General features: G+C 71.6%; 20 protein-coding genes and 1 pseudogene. 12 read left to right on the plus strand and 9 right to left on the minus strand.

The window, feature by feature from the left end; translation table 11 throughout:
- Nucleotides 1-10 precede the first annotated feature (10 nt).
- The 5 genes from ABZX65_RS06325 (at nucleotide 11) to ABZX65_RS06345 (ending at nucleotide 5,705) form a co-directional block, all read left to right on the plus strand.
- Entirely contained in the window at nucleotides 11-448 is a 438-nt protein-coding gene (locus tag ABZX65_RS06325) for a DJ-1/PfpI family protein (RefSeq protein WP_355335398.1), read from the plus strand.
- A gap of 34 nt (nucleotides 449-482) precedes the next feature.
- The gene (locus ABZX65_RS06330) at nucleotides 483-1,523 is read left to right on the plus strand and encodes a hypothetical protein (RefSeq protein WP_355335400.1); all 1,041 of its coding nucleotides are present in this window, start codon (nucleotides 483-485) and stop codon (nucleotides 1,521-1,523) included.
- 39 nt (nucleotides 1,524-1,562) lie between these two features.
- Nucleotides 1,563-2,216 carry a type 1 glutamine amidotransferase domain-containing protein gene (locus ABZX65_RS06335; RefSeq protein WP_355335403.1) on the plus strand — a complete coding sequence of 218 codons (654 nt, stop codon included), beginning with the start codon at nucleotides 1,563-1,565 and terminating at the stop codon, nucleotides 2,214-2,216.
- Nucleotides 2,217-2,377: 161 nt separating this feature from the next.
- Nucleotides 2,378-2,743, plus strand: a complete 366-nt coding sequence (locus ABZX65_RS06340) for a hypothetical protein (RefSeq protein WP_355335405.1) — start codon at nucleotides 2,378-2,380, stop codon at nucleotides 2,741-2,743.
- Nucleotides 2,744-2,777: 34 nt separating this feature from the next.
- Nucleotides 2,778-5,705 carry a tetratricopeptide repeat protein gene (locus tag ABZX65_RS06345; protein ID WP_355335408.1) on the plus strand — a complete coding sequence of 976 codons (2,928 nt, stop codon included), beginning with the start codon at nucleotides 2,778-2,780 and terminating at the stop codon, nucleotides 5,703-5,705.
- Nucleotides 5,706-5,762: 57 nt separating this feature from the next.
- Here ABZX65_RS06345 and ABZX65_RS06350 read toward each other — a convergent pair whose 3' ends face one another.
- The 3 genes from ABZX65_RS06350 to ABZX65_RS06360 form a co-directional block, all read right to left on the minus strand.
- The gene (locus ABZX65_RS06350) at nucleotides 5,763-6,917 is read right to left on the minus strand and encodes a glutamate--cysteine ligase (protein ID WP_355335410.1); all 1,155 of its coding nucleotides are present in this window, start codon (nucleotides 6,915-6,917) and stop codon (nucleotides 5,763-5,765) included.
- A gap of 120 nt (nucleotides 6,918-7,037) precedes the next feature.
- The gene (locus ABZX65_RS06355) at nucleotides 7,038-7,325 is read right to left on the minus strand and encodes a hypothetical protein (protein ID WP_355335413.1); all 288 of its coding nucleotides are present in this window, start codon (nucleotides 7,323-7,325) and stop codon (nucleotides 7,038-7,040) included.
- A 79-nt stretch (nucleotides 7,326-7,404) separates the two neighbouring features.
- Nucleotides 7,405-8,298, minus strand: coding sequence for an oxygenase MpaB family protein (locus ABZX65_RS06360; protein WP_355335416.1), 894 nt, complete (start codon nucleotides 8,296-8,298; stop codon nucleotides 7,405-7,407).
- Between the two features lie 151 nt (nucleotides 8,299-8,449).
- Between ABZX65_RS06360 and ABZX65_RS06365 the strand changes: the two genes are divergently transcribed.
- The 4 genes and pseudogenes from ABZX65_RS06365 to ABZX65_RS06380 all read left to right on the plus strand — a co-directional run.
- Nucleotides 8,450-8,812: a metalloregulator ArsR/SmtB family transcription factor gene (locus ABZX65_RS06365; RefSeq protein WP_355335418.1), complete on the plus strand. Its 363-nt coding sequence runs from the start codon at nucleotides 8,450-8,452 to the stop codon at nucleotides 8,810-8,812.
- Nucleotides 8,796-9,308, plus strand: coding sequence for an SRPBCC family protein (locus ABZX65_RS06370; RefSeq protein WP_355335420.1), 513 nt, complete (start codon nucleotides 8,796-8,798; stop codon nucleotides 9,306-9,308). Before ABZX65_RS06365 ends, ABZX65_RS06370 begins: the two co-directional genes overlap by 17 nt.
- Nucleotides 9,308-9,973 (plus strand): dihydrofolate reductase family protein, encoded by a 666-nt coding sequence (locus ABZX65_RS06375; protein WP_355335422.1) that lies wholly within the window; start codon nucleotides 9,308-9,310, stop codon nucleotides 9,971-9,973. The genes ABZX65_RS06370 and ABZX65_RS06375 overlap by 1 nt, the downstream gene beginning before the upstream one ends.
- Before the next feature lie 201 nt (nucleotides 9,974-10,174).
- A pseudogene (locus tag ABZX65_RS06380) lies at nucleotides 10,175-11,050 on the plus strand (MFS transporter); the annotation flags it as partial.
- A 131-nt stretch (nucleotides 11,051-11,181) separates the two neighbouring features.
- Here ABZX65_RS06380 and ABZX65_RS06385 read toward each other — a convergent pair.
- Entirely contained in the window at nucleotides 11,182-12,252 is a 1,071-nt protein-coding gene (locus ABZX65_RS06385) for a WYL domain-containing protein (RefSeq protein WP_355335425.1), read from the minus strand.
- Between the two features lie 424 nt (nucleotides 12,253-12,676).
- Between ABZX65_RS06385 and ABZX65_RS06390 the strand changes: the two genes are divergently transcribed.
- On the plus strand, nucleotides 12,677-12,907 hold the full coding sequence (locus ABZX65_RS06390) for an acyl-CoA carboxylase subunit epsilon (protein WP_355335427.1): 231 nt from the start codon (nucleotides 12,677-12,679) through the stop codon (nucleotides 12,905-12,907).
- A gap of 94 nt (nucleotides 12,908-13,001) precedes the next feature.
- Here ABZX65_RS06390 and ABZX65_RS06395 read toward each other — a convergent pair whose 3' ends face one another.
- The 3 genes from ABZX65_RS06395 to ABZX65_RS06405 form a co-directional block, all read right to left on the minus strand.
- The gene (locus ABZX65_RS06395; protein WP_355335430.1) at nucleotides 13,002-13,661 is read right to left on the minus strand and encodes a hypothetical protein; all 660 of its coding nucleotides are present in this window, start codon (nucleotides 13,659-13,661) and stop codon (nucleotides 13,002-13,004) included.
- A gap of 155 nt (nucleotides 13,662-13,816) precedes the next feature.
- Nucleotides 13,817-14,674: an SDR family NAD(P)-dependent oxidoreductase gene (locus ABZX65_RS06400; protein WP_355335433.1), complete on the minus strand. Its 858-nt coding sequence runs from the start codon at nucleotides 14,672-14,674 to the stop codon at nucleotides 13,817-13,819.
- On the minus strand, nucleotides 14,671-16,218 hold the full coding sequence (locus ABZX65_RS06405; RefSeq protein ID WP_355335435.1) for an MDR family MFS transporter: 1,548 nt from the start codon (nucleotides 16,216-16,218) through the stop codon (nucleotides 14,671-14,673). Before ABZX65_RS06405 ends, ABZX65_RS06400 begins: the two co-directional genes overlap by 4 nt.
- Nucleotides 16,219-16,416: 198 nt before the next feature.
- On the opposite strand from ABZX65_RS06405, the gene ABZX65_RS06410 reads away from it, so the two are divergent.
- Nucleotides 16,417-17,160 carry a TetR/AcrR family transcriptional regulator gene (locus tag ABZX65_RS06410; protein WP_355335438.1) on the plus strand — a complete coding sequence of 248 codons (744 nt, stop codon included), beginning with the start codon at nucleotides 16,417-16,419 and terminating at the stop codon, nucleotides 17,158-17,160.
- Nucleotides 17,161-17,395: 235 nt separating this feature from the next.
- Nucleotides 17,396-18,079 (plus strand): response regulator transcription factor, encoded by a 684-nt coding sequence (locus ABZX65_RS06415; RefSeq protein ID WP_355335441.1) that lies wholly within the window; start codon nucleotides 17,396-17,398, stop codon nucleotides 18,077-18,079.
- 114 nt (nucleotides 18,080-18,193) lie between these two features.
- Here the strand turns inward: ABZX65_RS06415 and ABZX65_RS06420 are convergent, their stop codons facing one another.
- Nucleotides 18,194-19,372 carry an acyl-CoA dehydrogenase family protein gene (locus ABZX65_RS06420; RefSeq protein WP_355335444.1) on the minus strand — a complete coding sequence of 393 codons (1,179 nt, stop codon included), beginning with the start codon at nucleotides 19,370-19,372 and terminating at the stop codon, nucleotides 18,194-18,196.
- Nucleotides 19,373-19,568: 196 nt separating this feature from the next.
- Nucleotides 19,569-20,930 carry a LuxR C-terminal-related transcriptional regulator gene (locus tag ABZX65_RS06425; RefSeq protein ID WP_355335447.1) on the minus strand — a complete coding sequence of 454 codons (1,362 nt, stop codon included), beginning with the start codon at nucleotides 20,928-20,930 and terminating at the stop codon, nucleotides 19,569-19,571.
- Between the last annotated feature and the right edge of the window lie 15 nt (nucleotides 20,931-20,945).

A 20,945-nucleotide genomic window follows, 5' to 3' on the forward strand; every position in this document is an offset into this window, starting at 1 on the left:
GGAAAGTCGTATGCCCCAGTCCCGGACAGTCGTCGTCTTGTCGTTCCCCGGGTACCAGGAGGTCGAGTTCTGGTACCCGGTGTTCCGCGCGCGGGAGGCCGGCGCCGACCTGCACCTGGTCACGTCGGACCCGGAGGGTTGCGAGAGCCACCTCGGCTACCCCGTCGTCCCGACCTCGACCGTCGAACACCTGGCGGGGCTGACCATCGACGCCCTGGTGGTGCCGGGCGGCGTGGGCGCGGCACCGGTCGCCTCGGCCGGTCAGCGCGCCCTGATCGGCGACTTCTCCGTCCGGCACGGCCACCTGGTCTCCAGCGGAACCGGCACCGACCTCGTGCGTTCGCTGCTGGGCCCCGGCTTCACCAGCCCGAACTGGCTGACCGCGCCGGACGCCGACGGCATGCCCGAGCTGTACCGGGAGCTGTTCAGCCGCTGGTCCCAGAAGTGACGACGACCGCATTCGAGAGCAGGAGGCAGAAACGTTGAAGATTCTACGAACAGTCCTCGGTGACGTGCCCGCGGAGAACTCGGGCAAGATCCTCAGCCACGAGCACCTGCTCTACGGCTACCCCGGAGCGGAGCTGGACCACCGCACCGTGCTGGACTACAGCGCCGCGGTCGACTTCGTCGCGGGCCAGGTCCAGCGCGGGATGGACGGGTACGGCTACGGGACCATCGTCGACATGACCCCGCCCGAGGTCGGCCGCCACCCGCAGTTCATGGTCGACGTGGCCAAGCAGACGGGCATGAACGTCGTCGCCATCACGGGTTTCTTCCCCGAGCGGATGGGGGTGCCGTACTACTGGCGGCGCCAGACCGTCGAGGAGCTGACCGAGTTCTTCGTCAAGGACCTCACCGAGGGAATGGTCTTCGCCTGGCAGCAGACCCCCTACCGGGCCGGTGCCATCAAGATCGCGACCGGCCAGGAGAGCGTCACGCCGAAGCCGAGCCCGCTCGGCCCGAACGGCCGGCACATCCACGAGGTGGAGGACCGGGTGATCCGCGCCGCGGCCCGGGCGGCGACGCAGGTGGGCTGCGCCATCAACACCCACATCGACCCCATGGACTTCGAGGTGACCAACCCCGGCCGCGAGCAACTGGAGATCCTCGCGGAGGAGGGCATGGACCTGGCGAAGGTCATCATCGGCCACGCCTTCGTCCCCCCGCAGGTCGAGATGATGCGCGAGATCCTCGCCATGGGCGCCAACGTCCAGCTCGACCACGTCGGCATCCCCTGGCGCGTCGGCAGCGCCGAGGAACTGGACGAAGCCATGGCGAACGCCCTGGTGACGCTCATCGACGAGGGATACCTGGACAACGTGGTCATCTCGTTCGACCGCTGGTTCTTCAATCCGCGCGCCGGGGTGACCGAGTCCGACCCCCAGTTGCTCAACGAGAAGGTCGACCTCGGCTACATGTTCACCAGCTTCGTCCCGCGCCTGAAGTCCAAGGGCGTCACCGACGAGCAGCTCGACGCGCTCATGATTCACAACCCGCGGCGGATCTTCGCGATCGACGTCTGAGCCGCCCCGCAATCGATCCGTCGCCCAAGAGGGAAGCACATGAGAATTCAAGACGCCCGAGTCGTCGTCCTTGTCGAGAACCTCTACCAGGAACTCGAGTTGTGGTACCCGGTGCTCCGGCTCCGCGAGGCGGGTGCCCAGGTCGTCATCGCGGGACCGGCCACGGACGCGGTCTACGCGAGCAAGATCGGCTATCCGGCCCGAGCCGAGGTCAACGTCGCGGACCTGGTGGCCGAGGACATCGACGCGCTCGTCGTCCCCGGCGGCTTCTCGCCCGAATACCTGCGACGCGACAAGAACATCGTCGCGCTCGTCCGTGAAGTGGACCGGCAGGGAAGGATCGTCGCGGCGATCTGCCACGCGGGATGGCTGCTCGCCTCCGCCGAAATCGTCTCGGGCCGCCGCGTCACCTCGGTCGCGCCGATCCGTGACGACCTGATCCACGCCGGGGCCGACTACGTCGTCGAGCCGATCGTGGTCGACGGGAATCTCATCACGTCACCGCTGCCGGACGACCTGCCGGTGTTCGTCTCCACGATCATCACGGCGCTCGAGGCCGCGGAGCAGCTCACCCCCGACCGGCCGCCCGTCTCGGCCCCCCACTCGTCCGCGACCTATCAGCGGTCCGCCACCTTGAAGAACCGCGCCGCGGGCCCCGGCTCCGCGAACTACCGCGCCTACGCGGTGGGTTAGCACGCTCGCACATGGCCGGTGACCGGGCCGATCGATCCGGCGCGGGGCCGGGCGAGGGCGTCGTCACGGCTCTGCGAGCGGTGCGGCGCCGAAGCTGCCGGGCGCTGTCTCGCGGCCGGGAATGGGGGGTGCGATGGGGTGCGGGGTGAGACAGTGTCCCTATGTCCTCACGCTGGCCGACAGGGTCACACAACTCACTGCTGTCCATCGGGTGCACGGATTCGGTGCTGTCCATCGCCTCGGCCGGGTCGGTCCTGTCGATCGGTTCGGTGGCGTCGGTCCTGTCCATCGGGTCGCTCGGATCGGTGATGTCCGCGACGTCCATCGGCTCGTTCCAGTCGGCCGGCTCGCTGCTGTCGGGCCAGTCGAATCGCTCCGCGCTGAGCTGGCAGTCCAACGGCGCCGTGCTGGCCTACCGTAAGGCCAGCCGGCCGGGACGGTTCCTGCCGCACGCGGCCCTCGCCGTGACCGCCGCCGCCCTGGCGGGAGCGGCCTGGTACACACTCCGCCGGCCCTCCGACGCGTAGCCACGGCGGACGCGGTGACCGGGGCGGGGCGCGTGTGGAGGTGATCTCGGCGCGACGGCTGGCGGAGTTGTCGGCCAGGCGGGACGAGGCGCGGGCTGCCTGGCGGGAGCTGGGCGAACTCGTCAGCAGCCCCGTCCCGGAGCGACCGGCTTCACCGCTCCCGGTCAGCTCGGCGTCGGCGGAGCTGCGGGCGCTGGAGCGGGCGCCGGGTGACCTGCGACGCGCGCAGGCGCTCAGCGTCGCACTCGCGGAGCGCGCCGCCGTCGATCCGGACTTCCGCGCGGGGCTGGACGATTGGCGGCGCGGGAGCCGGGACGAGCCCAATGACCCCGCCTCCGCAGCCGGTTCGGCGAGCGACGTCGCCAACCACGTGCACGGCGGTACGTTCTTCAGCGCCGTGTTCCAGGGCCGGGACATCACCGTGCAGGTGCCGCGCGAGACTCCCCTGGCCGGGTCAGGACTGCCGGTCCGCGCCTCGAACTTCACCGGCCGGGACAAGCAACTCGCCGAGCTGCTGGACCTGTTGCGGCCACGGACCGAGCGGCACGACGGACCCGTCGCCGCCGTGGTGACCGGGCTGGCGGGCGTTGGCAAGACGGAGCTCGTCCTCCAGGCCGCCGCGCGGGCGACCGCAGAACCCGGCTGGTTCCCCGGCGGTGTCCTCTTCGCCGATCTCCTCGGCTACGACCGGGACCTGCGTCTGCTCCCCGAACGGGTCCTCGGCCCATGGCTGAGCGCTCTCGGCATCGCCGACGCGGACATTCCCGCCGATCCGCGGGCCCGCGTCGCGCTGTACCGGTCGGTGCTGGCCGCCTGCGCGGAACACGGCCGCCGGGTCCTGGTCGTCATCGACAACGCCTCGAGCGCCGACGAGGTGCTCCCGTTGCTTCCCGGCGACGGCCGCAACGCGGCCCTGGTCACCTCACGCCACACCCTCGACGTCGGCGCCCGCCTGTGCGAACTCGACGTTCTCGCCGCCGACGCCTCGGTGGACCTGATCCGCAGTGTCCTGCGGCAGGCCCGCGGCCCGCACGACACCCGCGTCGCCGACGAACCCGACGACGCCCTGCGCATCGCCGAATACTGCGGGCGATTACCTCTCGCCCTGCGGATCTGCTCGGCGCTCCTCGCCGACACCCCCGGCCGCCCGCTCGCGTCCCTCGCCCAGGCACTGGCCGACGCCCAGCGCCGCCTGGACCACCTCACCCGCGAGGACCGGGCGGTACGGGCCGCGTTCGACCTCTCCCACCAGCACCTCGAACAGGTCTCCCCCGCGTGCGCCAGGCTCTTCCGGCTGCTCCCCCTCAACAGCGGCCCCGACATCGGCACCAGCGCGGCGGCCCACCTGTGCGGCGCCGACGAGACGACCGCGGAGGTCATGCTGCGCGACCTCGCCCGCGCCCACCTCATCGAACCCGCGCGCACCTGGGGCCGCTGGCGCATGCACGGTCTCGTACGCCTCTACGCGGACGAACGCGGCGCGGCGCGCGCCGACGCGGATCAGGCGCAGGCGGCGCTGGCCCGGCTGATGGACTACTACGTACGGACCGCGGTCGCGGCCGACGCACACCTCAAGGGCCCCGTACCGTCGCCCGCGCCCCTGGCCCGGGATCGCGCGCAGGCACTGTCCTGGCTGGAGGACGAATTCGCCAACCTGATCTGTGCCGCCGCCTTCGCCACGGGACTCGGCCACCCCGCCGTGCCCGTCGCCCTCTCGTACTGCCTCGCCGAATTCTGCTCCCTGCGCCTCCACTTCGAGGAGATGACCCTTCTGGCGGCCGTCGCCCTGCCGGTCTGCCGATGGACCGGTGACCGGGCGGCGGAGGGCTGGGCACAGCATCTTCTGGGGCTGTCCGTGCTGCTGCCGGGGCGGGAGCAGGAGGCCGTCGAACCGTTCCGGACGGCCGCCTCGCTCTTCCGGGAGGCCGGCGCCGATGACGACGAGGCGTCGGCGCTGACGTATCTGGCGCTCGCCCTGGCCCATACGGGGCGCGCGGCGGAAGCGGAGGAGGCGAACCAGCGGGCGCTGGCCATCCACCGGAGGACCGGCGACCGCGCCGCCGAGGGCAGAGCTATCGTCGTTGACAGCGCGCGTCTGAGCCGGACGGGACAGGACGACGAGGCCGTCGCGGCCCTCCGCAAGGGCCTGCTCGTCTGCCGGGAGAGCGGCGACCGCTTCGGGGAGGGGAGGCTGCTGGGCTTCCTCGGTCTCGTCCACGGCCGGAACGGACAGGAGGAGCAGGGCATCGAGGCCCTGGAGCAGGCGGTCTCGATCTTCCGCGACATCGGCGACCGCCGCGTCGAAGGCGAGATCCAGGGGGACATCGGCGAGGCCCTGGTGCGCGTGGGCCGGTTCGCGCAGGCCCTACGGGCGCTGGAGGAAGCCGCCGCCTGCGCCGAGGAGAGCGGCAGCGCCTCGAACCAACGCCGACGGCTCGCCGCGCACGGCGCGGCCCTCCACTGGCTCGGCCGGTACGACGAAGCCGAGAAGACCCTCCGCCGGGCGCTCGCCGTACGGCGCGAAGAGGACGACGAACCGAATCAGGCCGTCCTCCTGGACAGCCTCGGCGCGACACTGCTCGCGGCGCGGCGCTACGAAGAGGCGGCCGACCACCTCCGGCAGGCCATCGCGCTCAGCCGGAAAGCCGGTGCGCGCGCGGGCGAAGCGGAATCGCAGAACCGCCTGGGCCTGGCCCTGTCCAAGACCGGTCAGGAGGCGGACGCCACAGCGGCCTTTCGCCGGGCGCTCGCCGTCTTCCGTGAACGCGGCGACAGCGAGCGCGAGGCGATCGTCCTGACCAACCTCGGCTCACACCTCCTGGCCTCCGGACACCCCGCGGAAGCCGACCTCGCGCTGCGACAGGCGATGACCCTCTGCCAGAAGCTCGGCGACATCCCCGTGAAGTCCGTGGCCGCGACGCTCCTGCTCGCGAGCCGCTTCAGCGGGTCGTCCGGGGCGTAGCGGGGAATCGGCGCGCGGCTGCCGCTCGTCGCCGGGAGCCGGCGCCGATTCCATGCCCTACGGGCGTCCCGCCCGGGCGATGACGGGCGCTTCCGGCTGCCGGGCGTCGTCACCGTCCGCCGGATCGACGGGCTCGGGTGCTATCAGGTCGAGGAGTTCCTCGGTGCCGCCGTGCGCGAGGGCGGCGCGCTGGCGTGCGGCGCCGGTGCCCTTGTCGAGGAGTCGTCGCACGCCGGAGGTCACCCGGTCGAGGTCGTCGAGTTCCTTCAGGGCTGGGGTGACGCAGTCCAGGAGGGCGCCGAGCACGTCGGCGGCCTGGGACGGCTCATTGGTGCGGGGGTCGACCAGGTTGGCGGTCAGGCCGTGGCGGGCGGAGTGCCAGCCCGCGGCCTGGAGGACGCTGGCCGGCGGGTCGAGGGGACGGCCGCCGACGCTGCCCTCGCGCAGTGCGGTGACCACCAGGCCGCGGGCGAGCCCGGCGAGGGTGATCGCGCTGTCGACGTCGAGCTGGACGTCGGGGGCGCGGACCTCCAGCGTCGGGTACTCGTCGGAGAGCCGGGCGTGCCAGTAGAGCTGGTGCCGGTCGGCGACCACCCCGGTGCCCAGCAGGGCGTCGACCCGCTCCTCGTAATGGGAGGCGCCGGAGAAGAACGGCGGCGATCCGCTGACCGGCCAGCGGCCGAAGATCACGGTGCGCCAGCTGGCGAAGCCGGTGTCCCGCCCGTCCCAGAACGGGGAGTTGGCTCCCAGCGCGACCAGAAGCGGCAGCCAGGGACGGATCCGGCCCAGCGCGGCGGCCCCGGCCTGGCGGTCGGGCACGGCGACATGGATGTGCATACCGCAGATCAACTGCTCGTCGACCAGTCGCGCCGCGTCCACCCGCATGTCCCGGTACCGCTGCTCACCGGTCACCGGCACCGACGCCTCGGCCATGAGGGGTGCGCCGCCCGTCGCCGCCAGGCGGCAGTCCACGCTGCGCGCCGCGGCGCTCAGCGACTTCCGGAACCGTGTGAGATGCGCGGCGACCTCGTCCAGGTCGGAGCAGACCGGGGTCGCGACCTCCACCTGGGACTGCAGAAGCTCGGTGTCGACCTCCTCGCTCCCCAGGTCGGGCTCGCGCTCCGCCGCGATCCGGAGCTGGCCGACGCGTGGCGCCGGCAGTGCGGTCCTGCGGTCGAGCAGCAGGAATTCCTCTTCGACCCCAATGGTCACGCCTGTCGTCATAGCCGTCTGCTACCCCAGAACGGCCTCGTCACGGAGCAGACCTGGCATCGATCGGCGTCTCGGGCCGCGCTCCCCTGCGAGCCCTCTCCCCCTCGCGGCGAAACGGGTTCAGCCAAGACCGCGATGGGCGGCCCACAGCGCCCCGGCCCGGCCGGCGGCGGCGTCGACCAGGGCGGCGAGTTCGGGTCTGTCGGGGACGGGGAAGGAGACGTAGGCGCCCCTGCCGCCGCCGACCGGCCGGCCGTATGCCTTGGCGGCGAGTCGACCGTCCGGGAGCAGCCGGACGTTGAGTGTGGTCAGCGTGAACTCCTCGCCGCGTCGGGTGTCCGTCCAGCGGAGCTCCCGCGGGATCGTCACGTTGATCGCCAGAGCGCTCACTTCCAGGTCGCTGCTCATGGACCGATGATCCCACGCGGGTGGCGCGCCCCCGGATCGTGAGGCCCGTACGTCGGCCGCGGTCCGGTCCGCGCCCCCGTCATCCCTGTGGCGCCTGCGCCAGCCGCCCTCGCGCGGCGGCCTGGATCTGGGAGGGCCCGAGCCCCCATTCGATGGTGCGGCCCACGGCCGTCGCGAGGGGCCGGTCCCAGCCGGTGCGGACGGCGGCCGGGCGGTGAACGCCCAATTCGGTACGGGCCCAGCCGGGGAGGAGTCCGACCGAGGCGTTCATGAGCCGGCCGACGACCAGCCGCTCCCGTCGTGTGCGTCCGAAGCGGCGCAGGAACCGTACCGAGTCCAACGCGGCTGCGGTGGCGTGGAGTTGGGGGCGCTGGCGGGCCAGGTAGCGCTCGGCGTCGAGGGATGTGCGCGGTATGTTCCGCGCGCCCAACGCCTCGGCCACGGGGGCGGCTTGGCGGTAGTAGGCGTCGCACTCGGCGGGAGTCAGCCGCAGCGGCCGGGGCGCGTAGGTCTGGTGGCCGGCGAGGAAGCTGCGCACCTCGGCGGTGTGCACCCAGGTGAGCAGATCGGGGTCGTCCGCGCGGTACGGGCGGCCGTCGGGGGCGGTGCCGTGCACGCGGGTGTGGATCCGCCGGACGAGGTCGATCACCTCGCGGGCGGCGGCCGAGGAGCCGAAAGTGGTCGTGGTGATGAACCGTACGGTGCCGTTCAGCCGTCCGACCGGATCGGCGCGGAAGTCGGAGTGGTCGTCGACCCCCGCCATGGCCAGCGGATGCAGCGACTGGAGCATGAGCGCGGCGAATCCGCCGGTGAGCATCCCGGTGGCGTGCCCGTGCACCCGCCACACCGGGTCCCCCGGCGCGATCCCGAACAGTCCGGGATCACCGGGCGGCGCCGCGTACCGTCCCAGTTCGAGGTCCCCGCCGTGCATGGTCGCGGTGAGTTCCCTCGCGATCCGTTCCCGCAGTCCCACCAGCGCCTCCAGGGGCCGTCTCCCTCCGCCGAGGGTACCGAGCCGCCCGGCGGGCGCGGCGGCCGGGACGAGCGGCCCGCACCGAGGGCGCGGAACCTCAGGAGCGGCATGCCGCGGTTGACGCATGCCGATATAGGCATACGATGGAGTCATGGCACGAGCGGCGACGACCTCGGACGCGTTCAACGCGATCGCCGAGCCGCAGCGGCGGGAGATCCTGGCGCTGCTGCGGGGCGGCGAGCGGCCCGTGACCGAGCTGGCGCGGGAGCTGGGGATGACCCAGCCGCAGGCGTCCAAGCACCTGCGGGTGCTCCGCGAGGTCGGGCTGGTGCGGGTCCGCGGCGCGGGCAAGCAGCGGCTCTACGGACTGGACGCCCGCGGGCTGCGGCCGATCCATGAGTGGACGGGCGGCTTCGAGGAGTTCTGGAACGGGACCTTCGACCGGCTGGACACGTACGTACGAGATCTGAAACAGGCAAGGCAGGAGGAACCACCGGATGACGACGACCAATAGCGGCGGCGAGGCGGCGGCGGACCGCGAGATCGTGGTCTCCCGGACCATCGGCGCCCCACGGGAGCTGGTGTTCGAGGCGTTCACACGGGTCCGGCACCTTTCGCGGTGGTGGGGCCCCGAAGGGTTCACGACCACGACGCGGTCCTTCGACTTCCGCGTCGGCGGGGTCTGGGACTTCGTGATGCACGGGCCGGACGGGACCGACTACCAGGAGTGGATCACCTATACCGAGATCGTCCCGTCGCGGCGGATCGCGCTGCTGCACGGCGAGTCCCGCGACGACCCCCACACCTTCGAGTCGGTCCTGACCTTCGAACCGGCGGACGAGGAGACCCGGCTCGTGATGCGCACGGTGTTCCCCACCAGGGAGCTGCGCGACGAGGCGGCGGAGAAGTACCACGCGGTCGAGGGCGGCGAGCAGACGCTGCGCAATCTGGCGGTCTACGTCGCCGAACTCACCGGGAACGGGACCGCGTCGAAGGGAGCGGACGACTGATGGCAGGCAAGGTGTTCTTCAGTGTGACGATGTCGCTCGACGGCTTCATGGCGCCGGACGCCGTGCCCGTCGAGGACGTCTTCTCGCCCGAAGGCCAGAGCGACCCCGGCGTCCGGCGCTGGATGGCGAAGTGGTCGGAGCTCCAGGCGTGGATCTTCCCGCAGCGGTGGTTCCGCGAGAATCTCAAGCTCGGCGAGGGCGGCGAGGAGGGGATCGACAACGACATCGCCCGGGCGACGTACGAGCGCACCGGCGTGAGCGTCATGGGCAAGCGGATGTTCGACGCCGGAGAGCTGGCATGGCCCCAGGAGGCGCCGTTCCACACCCCGGTGTTCGTCGTGACCCACGTCGAGCGTGACTCGTGGGAGCGGCCGGGCGGCACGACCTTCCACTTCGTCAACGACGGAATCTCCAGCGCGCTCGACCGGGCCCGCGAGGCCGCGGGCGACCGCGACATCCGTATCTCCGGCGGCGCCGAGACGATCCAGCAGTACCTGGACGCCGGCCTGGTCGACGAGTTCTCGATCACCCTCGCGCCCGTGCTGTTCGGCACCGGCATCCGCCTGTTCGAGCGCGTGGACCCCGACCGTCTCGCCCTCGACCAGACCCGCACGGACGCGTCGTCCCGGGTGACCCACCTGACCTACACCGTCAAGCGGCGGTAGCGGGCGGCCCGGCCGCTCGGGGGCGGTGCGAAGACGTCACCGGGTGCGGAGACTTCACTGACACAGGATGTCAGTGAAGCGCCGGACAGTGGTGCCATGATCCTCAGTCGGCACTCCCGGCGGGCCGAGCGGCTGCTCGTACCCGCTGCCTTCGCCACCGCTCTCGGCAACAACGTCCAGCTCATCGTCGGTGCGCTGCTCATGATCAGGGAACAGCGCACCATGATGGCCGTCGGCTGGCTCTTCATCGCCGTCGCCGGGCCGCAGGCGTTGCTGTCACCCTTCTTCGGGCGGCTGGCGGACCGCTTCGACCGGCGGGCCCTGTGGATCGGCTGCGATCTCTCCAGTGCGGCGCTGGCCCTGGCCCTGCCGCTCTGGCTGGTCTGCGGCGGCTCTCCGGGAGCCGGGATCTACGGCGCCAACCTGGCGCTCGCCGTGGTCGGCGCGCTGTTCTTCCCCGCCAGCTCCGCGCTGATCAAGGAACGGGTCCCGGCGGACCGGCTGCGGCGGTTCAACGCCCGCTACGAGATGGGGACCCAGGCGGGGATGCTGCTGTCGGCGACGGTCGGCGGGCTGTCCGTCCAGGCGTTCGGCGCCGTGCCGCTGCTGGTGTTCAACGCCGGGACCTTCGCCGTCTCGGCGCTGTGCGTGGCCGCGGTGGGGCGTCGCCCGGAACGGGCGCCGACGGCCACCGCCGCCGGGGAGTCGGCGCCGGTGGCGGCGCGTACGCCGACGCGGACACCGATGCGGATGCGGCACTTCATCCTGCTCTACGCCCAGGGAAGCGTGGTCGTCACGGTCTTCAACGCCCTGCTGCCCACCGCGGTCATCGGTGAACTCCGCCTGGGGGCGGGGACGTTCGGCGCGGTGGACGCTTTGGGCTGCCTCGGCTTCCTGGCGGCGGCCGGCGCGTACCGGATCGTCAGCAGACGCAGTCCCGACCTCCGCATCGCCGTCGTGGGCTTCCTGCTCTGCGCCGTGGGCCTGGTACTCCAGAGCCAGTTCGGGATCGCCGGCTATCTCGTCGGAGTGCCGGTGGGCGCGTTCTTCTTCGGGCAGGCCCGGATCGCCTCGCGGACCATGCTGATGACCTCGGCCGACGACGCCTCGGTGGGCAGGGTCTTCGGGCTGGCGAACGGCGGCGGGCTGGCGGCCACGGTCGCGGTGATGTTCCTGGTCGGGAAGGTCACCGACAGCACCGACACGCGCTACGGCTTCGGGGTCCTCGCCGCTCTCGCCCTGCTGGCCACCCTGTCCGCCGGAGTGCTGCTGCGCTCGTCGGCCCCCGCCCGGCCGGGCGAGTCCGCCGGCCGGTACCGGTCGAGCACGGCCGCCGCCCGCTCCGCGATCGCGCGGCGCAGCTCCTCGGGGCCGAGCACTTCGATGTCCGGGCCCAGTGACAGCAGCACGGGCACCGCCAGCTCGACCGATTCCAGCGGCACCGTCGCCGTCACCCAGCCGTCCGCGTCCGGCGGCCCCGCCGAGGTCTCCACCGCGCGGACCAGAGCCGCGTCCAGGCGGTCCGGCAGCGCGGACAGCAGCGCGGGAGCGATCCGTACGGAGCCCTGAAGCCGCAGCCTTCGGGCGTCGTAGACGGCGAGGTACTGCTGCCAGTGAGCGGCCAGGTCGAACCCGTCCGGCCGCTCGAAGCCGGTCGTCCCGACGTCCAGGCGGAGGATCGAGGACACCCGGTACGTGCGCACCGCGCCGTCCACCGCGGCGACGAGGTACCAGACCCCCGCCTTGAGGACCAGGCCGTACGGGTCGAGGTCGCGCTCGACCTCTTGCGGCGCGGCCCAGCGGCGGTAGCGCACCCGGATCCGCCGCTGATTCCACACCGCGTCGGCGAGCGGTACGAGAGCGGACGGGGAGTCCTGTTCCCGGTACCAGCCGAGCGCGTCGAGGTGGAACCGCTCACGGATCCGCCCGGCCCGGTCCCGCAGCGGTGGCGGCAGGGCCGCGGTCAGCTTCAGCTCCGCCGCCGCCAGGACCTCCCCCAGGCCCAAGTCGTCGGCCGCGCCCGGCAGTCCGGCCAGGAACAGCGACTCCGCCTCGTCGACATGCAGCCCGGTCAGCCGGGTCCGGTAGCCGCCGAGCAGCTGGTATCCCCCGCCGTGCCCCGCGTCCCCGTACACCGGAATGCCCGCGGCGCTCAGCGAGTCGATGTCCCGGTAGACGGTCCGCACCGAGACGTCCAGCTCCTGCGCCAGCTCACCGGCCGTCAGCCTCCCCCGGTTCTGCAACAGGAGGATGAGCGAGAGGAGCCGGGCGGCGCGCATGGCCCGATCATTCCAGGTCCGGGAGCGGGTGCGCCGGTTCGACGGGGACCGCCCGGGCGGTCGGGGCGGTCGGAGCGGCCGGGGCGGTGAGGGCGGTCGGGCGGCCACCGCTTTATCCGGCCGACCGGCCGACCGGCCCACCGCCCGGCTGGACGGACTGGCGCCACTGGGCCGCCCATCGCTGGCCGTCCTTCGCCTGACGCTCCGCCCCCGCGGCGCGGAAGGCGGGCCGGGTCAAGGGGATCTGACATTCGGCTGGCGGTCGCTGAATTCGGCTGGCGAGGACTTGTGGAATCTGACGGAGTCCTGAATCGGGGTGTCTTGAGCGGGGGCCGGTTTCCCTGGAACCTTGAGGTTGAGGTGCGGCGCATTTCCGCTGCCGGTGTGGCCTCGACTTTTCCGACCGCGCGAAGAAGGATGTGTGATGACCGACTCGATCGATTCTCGTCAGCTGCGCGTGGTGCGCGGTTGTGCGACTCCTGAGGAACTGGCCGCGCTTGTCGCCGTGCTCTTCGCCCGTACGGCGGCGGGTCCCGATCTGCCGGTGCCGGGGGACGTGGTGTCGGTGCCCGCCGCGCGGTGGCGGCGGTCGGAGCGGGTGCACCTGTTCGACGCGCCTCGCGTCTGGCACGCGTACGCGCGCGCGGCCGGATGAGCCGCCGAGGTCCTGCGGATGAGCCGCTGAGGTCCTGAGCCATGAGGAACCGGCCGGCTCCCGCCCCGAGGGCGGGGGCCGGCCGGTGGGGTGTTCAGGCGGTCGGGAGCAGGGTGCTGAAGTGCCGGTAGAGCAGACCGGTGCCGCCGAGGTCCTTCAGGACCGGCTCCCAGACGGCTTCGATGTGGGCGACGGCGTTGGCCTCCGTCACCCATTCGGAGAAGCTGAGGACGCTCGTGCCGTCCACGCTGATGTGCATGTTCGCCGATATCCCGCCGGGGTAGTCGCGGTCCTGGCCCTCGGTGGCCTCCTCGCCGGCGAACAGGGCGTCCACGAAGGCGCGGGCGGCCTGGTCGTTCTCCGCGCCGAAGAAGGCCACGGGGAAGGACTCGGCGACGGGGGCGGGGTCGGCGATGCCGGAGCCGCGGACCGCGCGGTACAGGCGGTAGGGCACGGGCGCCGGGGCGCCGGGGACGGCGGACGCCGTGTCGGAGAGGCTGCCCTCCTCCTTCAGGGACTGCCGCAGCGGCTCCTCCGCGGACCACTGCGCGTAGGTCAGCACCGAGTCGCCTTCGCTGCTCGTGTAGACCGTGAGCGACAGCAGCTCCGGCGGCCACTCGCCGGACCGCCAGTGGGCGACGACGGCTTCCGCGGTCTGCGCCGCCTTTCCGCTCTCCGTCGGGACCGTGCCGACGAGCACGATGTCGCTCTGGGGATTCTCGATGACGGGCCGCGAGGTGGACGCGTGGGACATTCTTCGGCTCCTCGGGAATGAGGTGGCTCCACGAAAGGCGCGGGCCACGGCGTGGTACGGAACATTCTCCGACCAGCGGTGACCCGCGCCCAGGAATCCCGGCTCAGGATTGTGAAAAGAACATCAATTCCGCTTGTGACACCTTCTGGAGACCGTCAATTCCCGCCGGGACCGCCGGTCCGCCCCCGGTGCTCCTCCAGGATCCGCTCGGTGGCCGCGTCGAGGCGTTCGGCCGCGTCCGGCGCGAAGGACCGGTCCTTCACCCCGATCCGAAGCCCCTCGACGAAGGCGCTCAACGGCTCGGCGGGAGGGGCGTCGATGGCGTCGACGATCGGCGGGAGGGCGGCCTCCACCGGCTTGGCGAACGACTGCATCGACAGAATCTGACGCAGCGTCACATCGTCGTACTCGCCGGAGAAGCTCGTCGCGGTGACGCCCGGGTGGATCAGGACGTAGCGGATGCCGCTGTCCCCGTACCGCTCGGCGAAGGTGACGCCGAGCAGGTCGTTGAGCTTTCCGCCCTGGCCGAGCGCGGCGCCGCCGTGGTAACCGTGGCGCAGCTCCAGGTCGTCCCAGCGGACCACGCTCAGACTCGCGCCGGGACCGGCCACGTTGACCACCACGGGCTGTTCGGCGGCGGACAGCGTGTCGACCAGGCCGTGTCCGAGCAGGTAGCGGCTGAGGTAGAACAGCGCGAAGTTCTCCTCGATGCCGTCGGCCGTGAGGGCGCGCTCGGTGCGGTAGTGGCGGGCGCACAGGACCAGGGCGTCGATCGTCGGGAACCGCGCGCGCAGCTTCTTGAGGACCCGTTCGTTCTCGCCCAGCAGGCTGAGGTCGGCCGGGATGAAGAAGGCCCGGTCCTGGGCGCCGACGGTCGCGGCGGTCTCCAGGAACGCCTTCCCCTTCACCTCGCTGCGGCCGATGACGACGACGGTGTCGCCGTTGCCGAGCCGGGTGGCCGCCAGCGCCTTTCCGATGCCGTCGGTGCCACCGGCGATCACAATGGTCTTCACAGGGTGTCCCCTTGGGCGGCCAGGGAGGCGGGAGCCTCCGCGGAGCGGATGTCGGAGCCGACCGCGGAGTCGGCATGGGAGTGGACGTCGGCGGTGACGTCGGAGTTCACGTCGGGGTGCTGTTCCTGCGGCGTACCGCCGTCGGATTCCTGCGGCTTGGGACGGCCCGGCAGTTGGGTCGCGGCGATCAGGGCGAGGACGAGCGCGCCGGTCACGCCCCAGTATGCGTGCCGGAAGCCGCCGAGGGCGTCGCCGCTGCCCGCGCTCTGGACGAGCAGCGCGACCAGCGCGATGCCGATCGCGGCGCCGAGCTGGTTGAGCATGTACAGCACGGTGCTGCCCTGAGGCACCAGATGCGGCGGGAGCGTGCGGTAGAGGGAGGCGATGGTGGGCGCGCCCACGCTGCCGAGGCCGAGGCCGATCGTGAACGCCACCACGGCCGTCCAGACTTGGGACGTGTCCGCGCTGAGCTGGGTGAAGGCCAGCGCGCTCAGCGTGGCGACCGCGCCGCCGCACATCACCAGGGTCCGTGAGCCGACCTTGTCGGACAGCCGTCCGGTCAGCGGCATCGACAGGGCCGACCCCACACCGAGCGGAGCGAGCAGCAGCGCGGACGCGAAGGTGTCGTGGCCGCGTACCTGCTGGTAATACAGCGGCAGCGCGAACAGGCTGGCGAAGGTGGCCAGACCGACCAGGGCGCCGACGGTGACGCTGGCGGAGAAGCTGCGCGAGGCGAACAGCCGCAGGTCGATGAGCGGTTGCGTGGTGCGCTCGCGCAGCGCGTGGACGGCGTAGGCGCCGAGCAGCACGACCGCGGCGACCAGCGGGACGAGCACCTGCCAGGCGGAGAACTCGGTCCGCTCGGCGTACTGCGACAAGGTCAGCACGGCGGCGGCGACGCCCGGGCCGATCAGCGCGACGCCGACGGTGTCGAGTTTGCCCACCGGCTGCTCGCCGGTCGGCTTGTCGTCCGGAATCACTCGCAGGGCGAGCACCAGCGCGAGCAGGCCGATCGGGACGTTGACCAGGAACATCCAGCGCCAGGACACGCCTTGCAGGATGAATCCGCCGATCACCGGGCCGAACACCGGGCCGCTGGAGCCGACGACGCCCATGAGGCCCATGACCCGTCCGATCCGGCTGGGTCCGGCCGAACGGGCCAGCAGGGTCAGCATCAGCGGGTCGAGCAGACCCGCGCCGAGTCCCTGGAGCACGCGGAAGGCGATCAGGCTGCCGATGTTCCACGCGAGTCCGGAACTGATGGAACCGGCGAGGAAGATCACCAGGCCGAGCAGCCACAGCCGCCGGCCGCCGAACCTGTCGACGGCCCAGGTGGTGACCGGGATGCTCACGGTCAGGGCGAGCAGATAGCTCGTGGACACCCAACTGACCGCGCTGAGTGAGGTGTCGAAGTCCTTGACCAGGGTGTCCGCTGCGACGGCGATCATCGAGCCGTCGAGGATCCCCATGATCCCGCCTAACAGGATCACTCCGATCAGTCGCCGCAGCGCGGGGTCAAGGCCCTCGTTCGACGGATGCGCCATGAGTCTCTCCGGTGGCGTGAAGTGGCATGAGGTGGCGTGAGGTGGCCGCGCGTCAGATGGCGGCACGTCAGATGACAGCGAGCCAAATTGCACTCGCCAGTGCAGATTAGGGCACCACTCAGGACGCTGACAACGTCGGTGGGCAACAAACTGCACCGGCCGGTGTAACTCAACGCCCGTATCGGGTACGCTGCGAGGGTGGGCGGAACTGCGACATCGGCATCAGGCAACCGAACGGCCTCGCGAGGCCGCATCGACAAGCGTCAGGCGATCCTCGACGCGGCCTTCGCCGTGTTCGCCAAGCGGGGGTACGCCGGTGCGTGCATGGAGGAGATCGCCGAAGTGGCGGGCGTCGCCAAGCACACCGTCTACAACCACCTCGGCGACAAGGAGAACCTCTTCCACGCCGCGATGGAGGCGACGGGGAACGCGGTGATGGACGGAAACCTCGCCCTGGCCGAGCAGTTGACGGTCGAGGGCGGCGCGAACGGCCGAAACGGCGAGGCCGACGAGGAGAGCGGGGACGGCGAGGGCTCCGACCCGGTCAGGTCCCGCTTGGAGGAGGTCGGATACCGCATGCTGCTCCAGTGTTGCGACCCCCGCTCCTGGGCGCTGCGCCGACTGCTGCACGCGGAGATCACCCGCTTCCCCGGACTGCTCGAAGTCGTCTGGGGGCGCGGCGCCGACCGGCTCCGGCAGACCCTCGCCGACCGGATGGCCCGGCTCTCCCTGGCCGGTCTGCTGCGCCCCTGCGACCCCGTCGAGGCCGCGGAGCAGTTCCTCGCTCTGCTCACGGGCCCCATGGAGGCGCGGTCCCAACTCGGCACCCGACCCGTACCGGACACCGAACTCCACACCGTGGCCGACGCCGCGGTCGACACATTCCTGCGCGCGTTCCGAGATGTCCAGCAGAACCGCTCCCTGCCGGTGACCGCTCCCTGACCTCTGACGATTCGACACGGTTTACCGCGCCTTCCCGCGAACGGATATCTCCGAAGCGGATCCGCGAAGTCCGTGTGTCCTCGCATGAACTCCCTGGCTCGAATCGATGAGAACGGTTTGAGAATCCGCGCCGCGGATCAGCACTAGATGGATGTGTCCACCTAACAGCTATGCAGGCAATGGAGCTTGCGGCCGTGAATCCACCTTCGGTCCGTACAACTCCAAGGGAGATACCGTGCGCATACTCGTTGTGGAGGCGCAGGAGCACGAAGCCGCGGCCCTGGCCCGCAATCTGGAGCGGTACGGCCATGAGGTGACGACCGTGGATTCCGGAACCGCGGCTCTGGAGACCTTCCGGCAGGCGAACTTCGTCCTGCTCGACCTCGATCTCCCGGACATCGACGGCCTGGCCGTCTGCCGCAGCATGCGGGAGACGGGTGACATCCCCGTCATCGCGTTCGCCAGCGGCGGCACCGAACTGGACCGGGTCCTGGGACTGCGGGCGGGCGCCGACGACTGCATCGACAAGCCGTACGAGATCCGCGAGTTGGCGGCCCGCATGGAGGCCGTCATGCGGCGGCGGGAGCCGCGCCGACCGGTGGTCACCCCCAAGACGACGGTGTCGATCGGCGGTCTGCGGATCGACGCGGCCTCGCGCAAGGTGCAGGTGCACGAGAAGCCGGTGAAGCTGACCCGCAAGGAGTTCGACCTGCTGTACTACCTCGCGCGGCACCCCGAGATGGTCGTGACCCGGCAGCGGCTGCTCGCCGAGATATGGGAGATCCCGACGGTGCTCGCGGTCGGCTACCAGGCCAGCCGCACGGTGGACACCCATGTCAACTCGCTGCGCAACAAGTTGGGCCGGAGCAGTTGGATCGTCACCGTCCGCGGGGTCGGATTCCGGGTCGGCCTCGGCTGATCCGGCCCCCGGGCCCGCCCGCACGGCACGGGAAAAGGAAGCGGAAGCGCGCGTACGGCGGGGGCCCCGCCGTACGCGCGCCCGCGTCACGCTCCGCTCAGCGCGGCATGTCGCTCACAGGTACAGCGAGTTGGGCTCAAGGCCGGTCAGGGACCTGCCGTACAGCTCGATGTTGGTGCTCGGCGTGATCAGGGCGTGCAGGGACGTCGCGTGCACGTCCCGCTGGATGCGGGTGATCGGCACGTCCCGGAAGATCGAGGAGCCGCCGCTGGCGGCGGCGAGGATCTCCACGGCCTGCTTGGTCTGCTTGGCGATCCAGCCGATCTGCACCCGGGAGAAGACCCGGTCGTCCTGGGACCACGGCTCGTCCCGCCGGATCTTGTCGGCCAGCAGATCGGCGAACCGGTGGGCGCGGGCCTCGGCGTCCTCGATCAGCAGGGCCGCCTCGCCGACCTGGAGATGCGTGATCGGCGCCTCCAACTGGCTGGGGTAGCTGGTGTACGTCAGCGGCCGGCCGGGGAGCCGCTCCAGGAAGCTGGACAGGGCGTACTTGGCGGCGCCGACGAGCTGGCCCGTCTGTATCACCGTGGCGCTGACCAGCATCGGCACCCGGTAGGCGCCCTTGGCCGCGTTGGCCTGCGACTTCGAGACGTTCTGGTAGAAGTCGGCGCCGGAGATCACCCGGTGGTCGGGGACGAAGACGTCCTTCGCCACAGTGGTCACACTGCCGGAGCCCGCCAGGCCGATGGTGTTCCAGTCGTCGACGATCTCCAGTTCGGAGATCGGGATGAGGGCGAAGACCGGCAGGGTCTCCCCCGCGGGCCCCTCGGGCATCGCCGCGGTGATCTTCCAGTGGGCGTGCAGCACGCCGCTGTTGTAGCCCCAGCTACCGTTGAACAGATAGCCGCCGTCGACCCGGGTCGCCTTGCCGGACGCGGCCGTCGTACCCGTCACGCGGACATGGGGCTCGGCGAACACCTCGTCCAGCGCCTCGTCGGGCCACAGGCCGACCATCCAGGTCAGCGAGGCGTAGATGGACAGGACGAAGGCGGCCGAGCTGTTGCCCTTCGCGACCTCGGCCAGCACGTCGACGAAGGCGCGCGCGTCCGACTCGTATCCGCCGTACTGCGTGGGCACCTGCATCTTGAGCAGACCCGACGCCTCGATCGCCTCGATGACGTCCTGCGGGAGCCTGCGGTTCTCGTCGATCCACAGCGCCCGGGAGCGCAGCAGGGGCACGAGTTTCCCCGCGGCCTCGACGAGATCGTCCCGGGACGGCGCGGTGGTGGTCATGATGGGTTCCTCCCGATGTGGGTTGCACTTGACGCGCCCGCTGCCGGGCACCGGTATTCCGGACGGTCCGCGCGCTGACATCGCCGGCGGGAAAGGGGAGTTGAGAACGGAATGCGTTCGGTGCTCTGATCACCGACCGACCGTTTTCCCGATCCTCGCACCCTCGGCGAAGCGGCGGCGAAGGAGCCGGGGAAACCTACGGTTCGCCCGCAGGTTTGTGTCGCACTGCCGGGGATTCCCCGACCGCGCTCAGCACCATGACGAGTTCGCCTCTGCCGGAGATGGCGAGTTTGCGGTAGACGCCCGACAGATGGAATTCGACGGTTCTGACGTTGAGGAAAAGGGCTTCCGCAATGCGCCGGTTGCTGTATCCGGCGCGGGCCAGCTGCGCGATTCTGGCCTCCTGCGGGGTGAGTCCGCGCGGGGCGCCCGGTCCGCCCAGCCGGCGCAGCGCGGACTCGGCGCGGTGCGCCCAGAAGGTGTTGCCGCAAGTGCGCGCGACCGCGGCGGCGGCCGTGAACCGGCTCCGCGCCCCGGCCGCGTCCTTGCGTTCGGCCCGCAGCGCGCCGAGGTCGTAGAGGGCCTGAGCCACCTCGCCCTGGGCGTCCGCCAGGCGGAGCAGATCGACGGCCTCCTCCAGCAGTACGAGGGAGGTCTTGTCGCGGCGTGCCACGGCGACGGCGCGCAGGGCCGTCCCCAGGACGCGCGCCGACCCCCACTTCCGCGCGGCGACGAGTTCGTCCTCGGCCAGGGCGACGGCGAGGTCACGGCGGCCCGCGACCGCGGCCCCGAGCGCGCCCGCCGAACGCCAGGCGACCACCGCGGGATTGTCGATGCCGTGCGAGGCAAGCAGCCGGCCGCTGCTCAGGCAGTCGTCGATCCCCTGCCGGAACTGGCCCGCGGCCAGGTGCAGCGCGCCGCGGGCCGCCAGGACGTGGGCCCGGTCGTGGCCTTCGAGGTCGAGCGCGCCGACCATACCGTTCTCCTGGAGCACCGTCCACGCGCCGTCGAGGTCGCCGGTCCCGACCAGCGCCTCGGTCAGCCAGACCGCGGCGAGGGGGACGCGGGTACCGGACCGGCCCCGGGCGAGGACCGCGCGCAGAATGCGTACGGCCCCGCTCGTATCCCCTCCGAGCAGCTTGATCCGTGCGCGCAGCAGGGCCAGCGTCTGGCGGTGGCGGACCGAGCCCGACCAGAGCGGTTCGCGGGCCAGCCGGGCGCAGTGCGCGCTCGCGGACGAGGTGTCCCCCGCGTACAGCAGGGTCAGAACGGCCTGCCACACGCTGTCGGCGTCGGCTCGCCGCTCGTCCGCGGCGAGCAGGCGCTCGGCCTGGCGCATCGCCGTGGAACGGTTCACCCCGCGGTGGGCCAGTTCGAGGACGCGGGGGGCCGCGGGCACCTCGGTCTCGTCGGGACGCGCGCGCTCGCCGTCGTCGGCGCGGCGGATGCCCGGTGCGGGCGGGTGCGCCGCCGCGTATTCCTCGTGACGCCACCGTGCGACCGCCGAGGGTGCCTCGGCGAGACGCAGCGGCGCGGATTCGTTCCTTCCGCCCTGCACGGTGGACTCCGTTCG

It is taken from the genome of Streptomyces sp. NPDC003300, from assembly GCF_040610915.1.
Classification (GTDB): Bacteria; Actinomycetota; Actinomycetes; order Streptomycetales; family Streptomycetaceae; genus Actinacidiphila.

Coding starts and splice junctions, on each gene's coding strand:
- ABZX65_RS06325 (WP_355335398.1), top strand. CDS start 11: ATGCCCCAGTCCCGGACAGTCGTCGTCTTGTCGTTCCCCGGGTACCAG.
- ABZX65_RS06335 (WP_355335403.1), top strand. CDS start 1,563: ATGAGAATTCAAGACGCCCGAGTCGTCGTCCTTGTCGAGAACCTCTAC.
- ABZX65_RS06340 (WP_355335405.1), top strand. CDS start 2,378: ATGTCCTCACGCTGGCCGACAGGGTCACACAACTCACTGCTGTCCATC.
- ABZX65_RS06355 (WP_355335413.1), bottom strand. CDS start 7,325: ATGAGCAGCGACCTGGAAGTGAGCGCTCTGGCGATCAACGTGACGATC.
- ABZX65_RS06365 (WP_355335418.1), top strand. CDS start 8,450: ATGGCACGAGCGGCGACGACCTCGGACGCGTTCAACGCGATCGCCGAG.
- ABZX65_RS06370 (WP_355335420.1), top strand. CDS start 8,796: ATGACGACGACCAATAGCGGCGGCGAGGCGGCGGCGGACCGCGAGATC.
- ABZX65_RS06375 (WP_355335422.1), top strand. CDS start 9,308: ATGGCAGGCAAGGTGTTCTTCAGTGTGACGATGTCGCTCGACGGCTTC.
- ABZX65_RS06385 (WP_355335425.1), bottom strand. CDS start 12,252: ATGCGCGCCGCCCGGCTCCTCTCGCTCATCCTCCTGTTGCAGAACCGG.
- ABZX65_RS06390 (WP_355335427.1), top strand. CDS start 12,677: ATGACCGACTCGATCGATTCTCGTCAGCTGCGCGTGGTGCGCGGTTGT.
- ABZX65_RS06395 (WP_355335430.1), bottom strand. CDS start 13,661: ATGTCCCACGCGTCCACCTCGCGGCCCGTCATCGAGAATCCCCAGAGC.
- ABZX65_RS06405 (WP_355335435.1), bottom strand. CDS start 16,218: ATGGCGCATCCGTCGAACGAGGGCCTTGACCCCGCGCTGCGGCGACTG.
- ABZX65_RS06420 (WP_355335444.1), bottom strand. CDS start 19,372: ATGACCACCACCGCGCCGTCCCGGGACGATCTCGTCGAGGCCGCGGGG.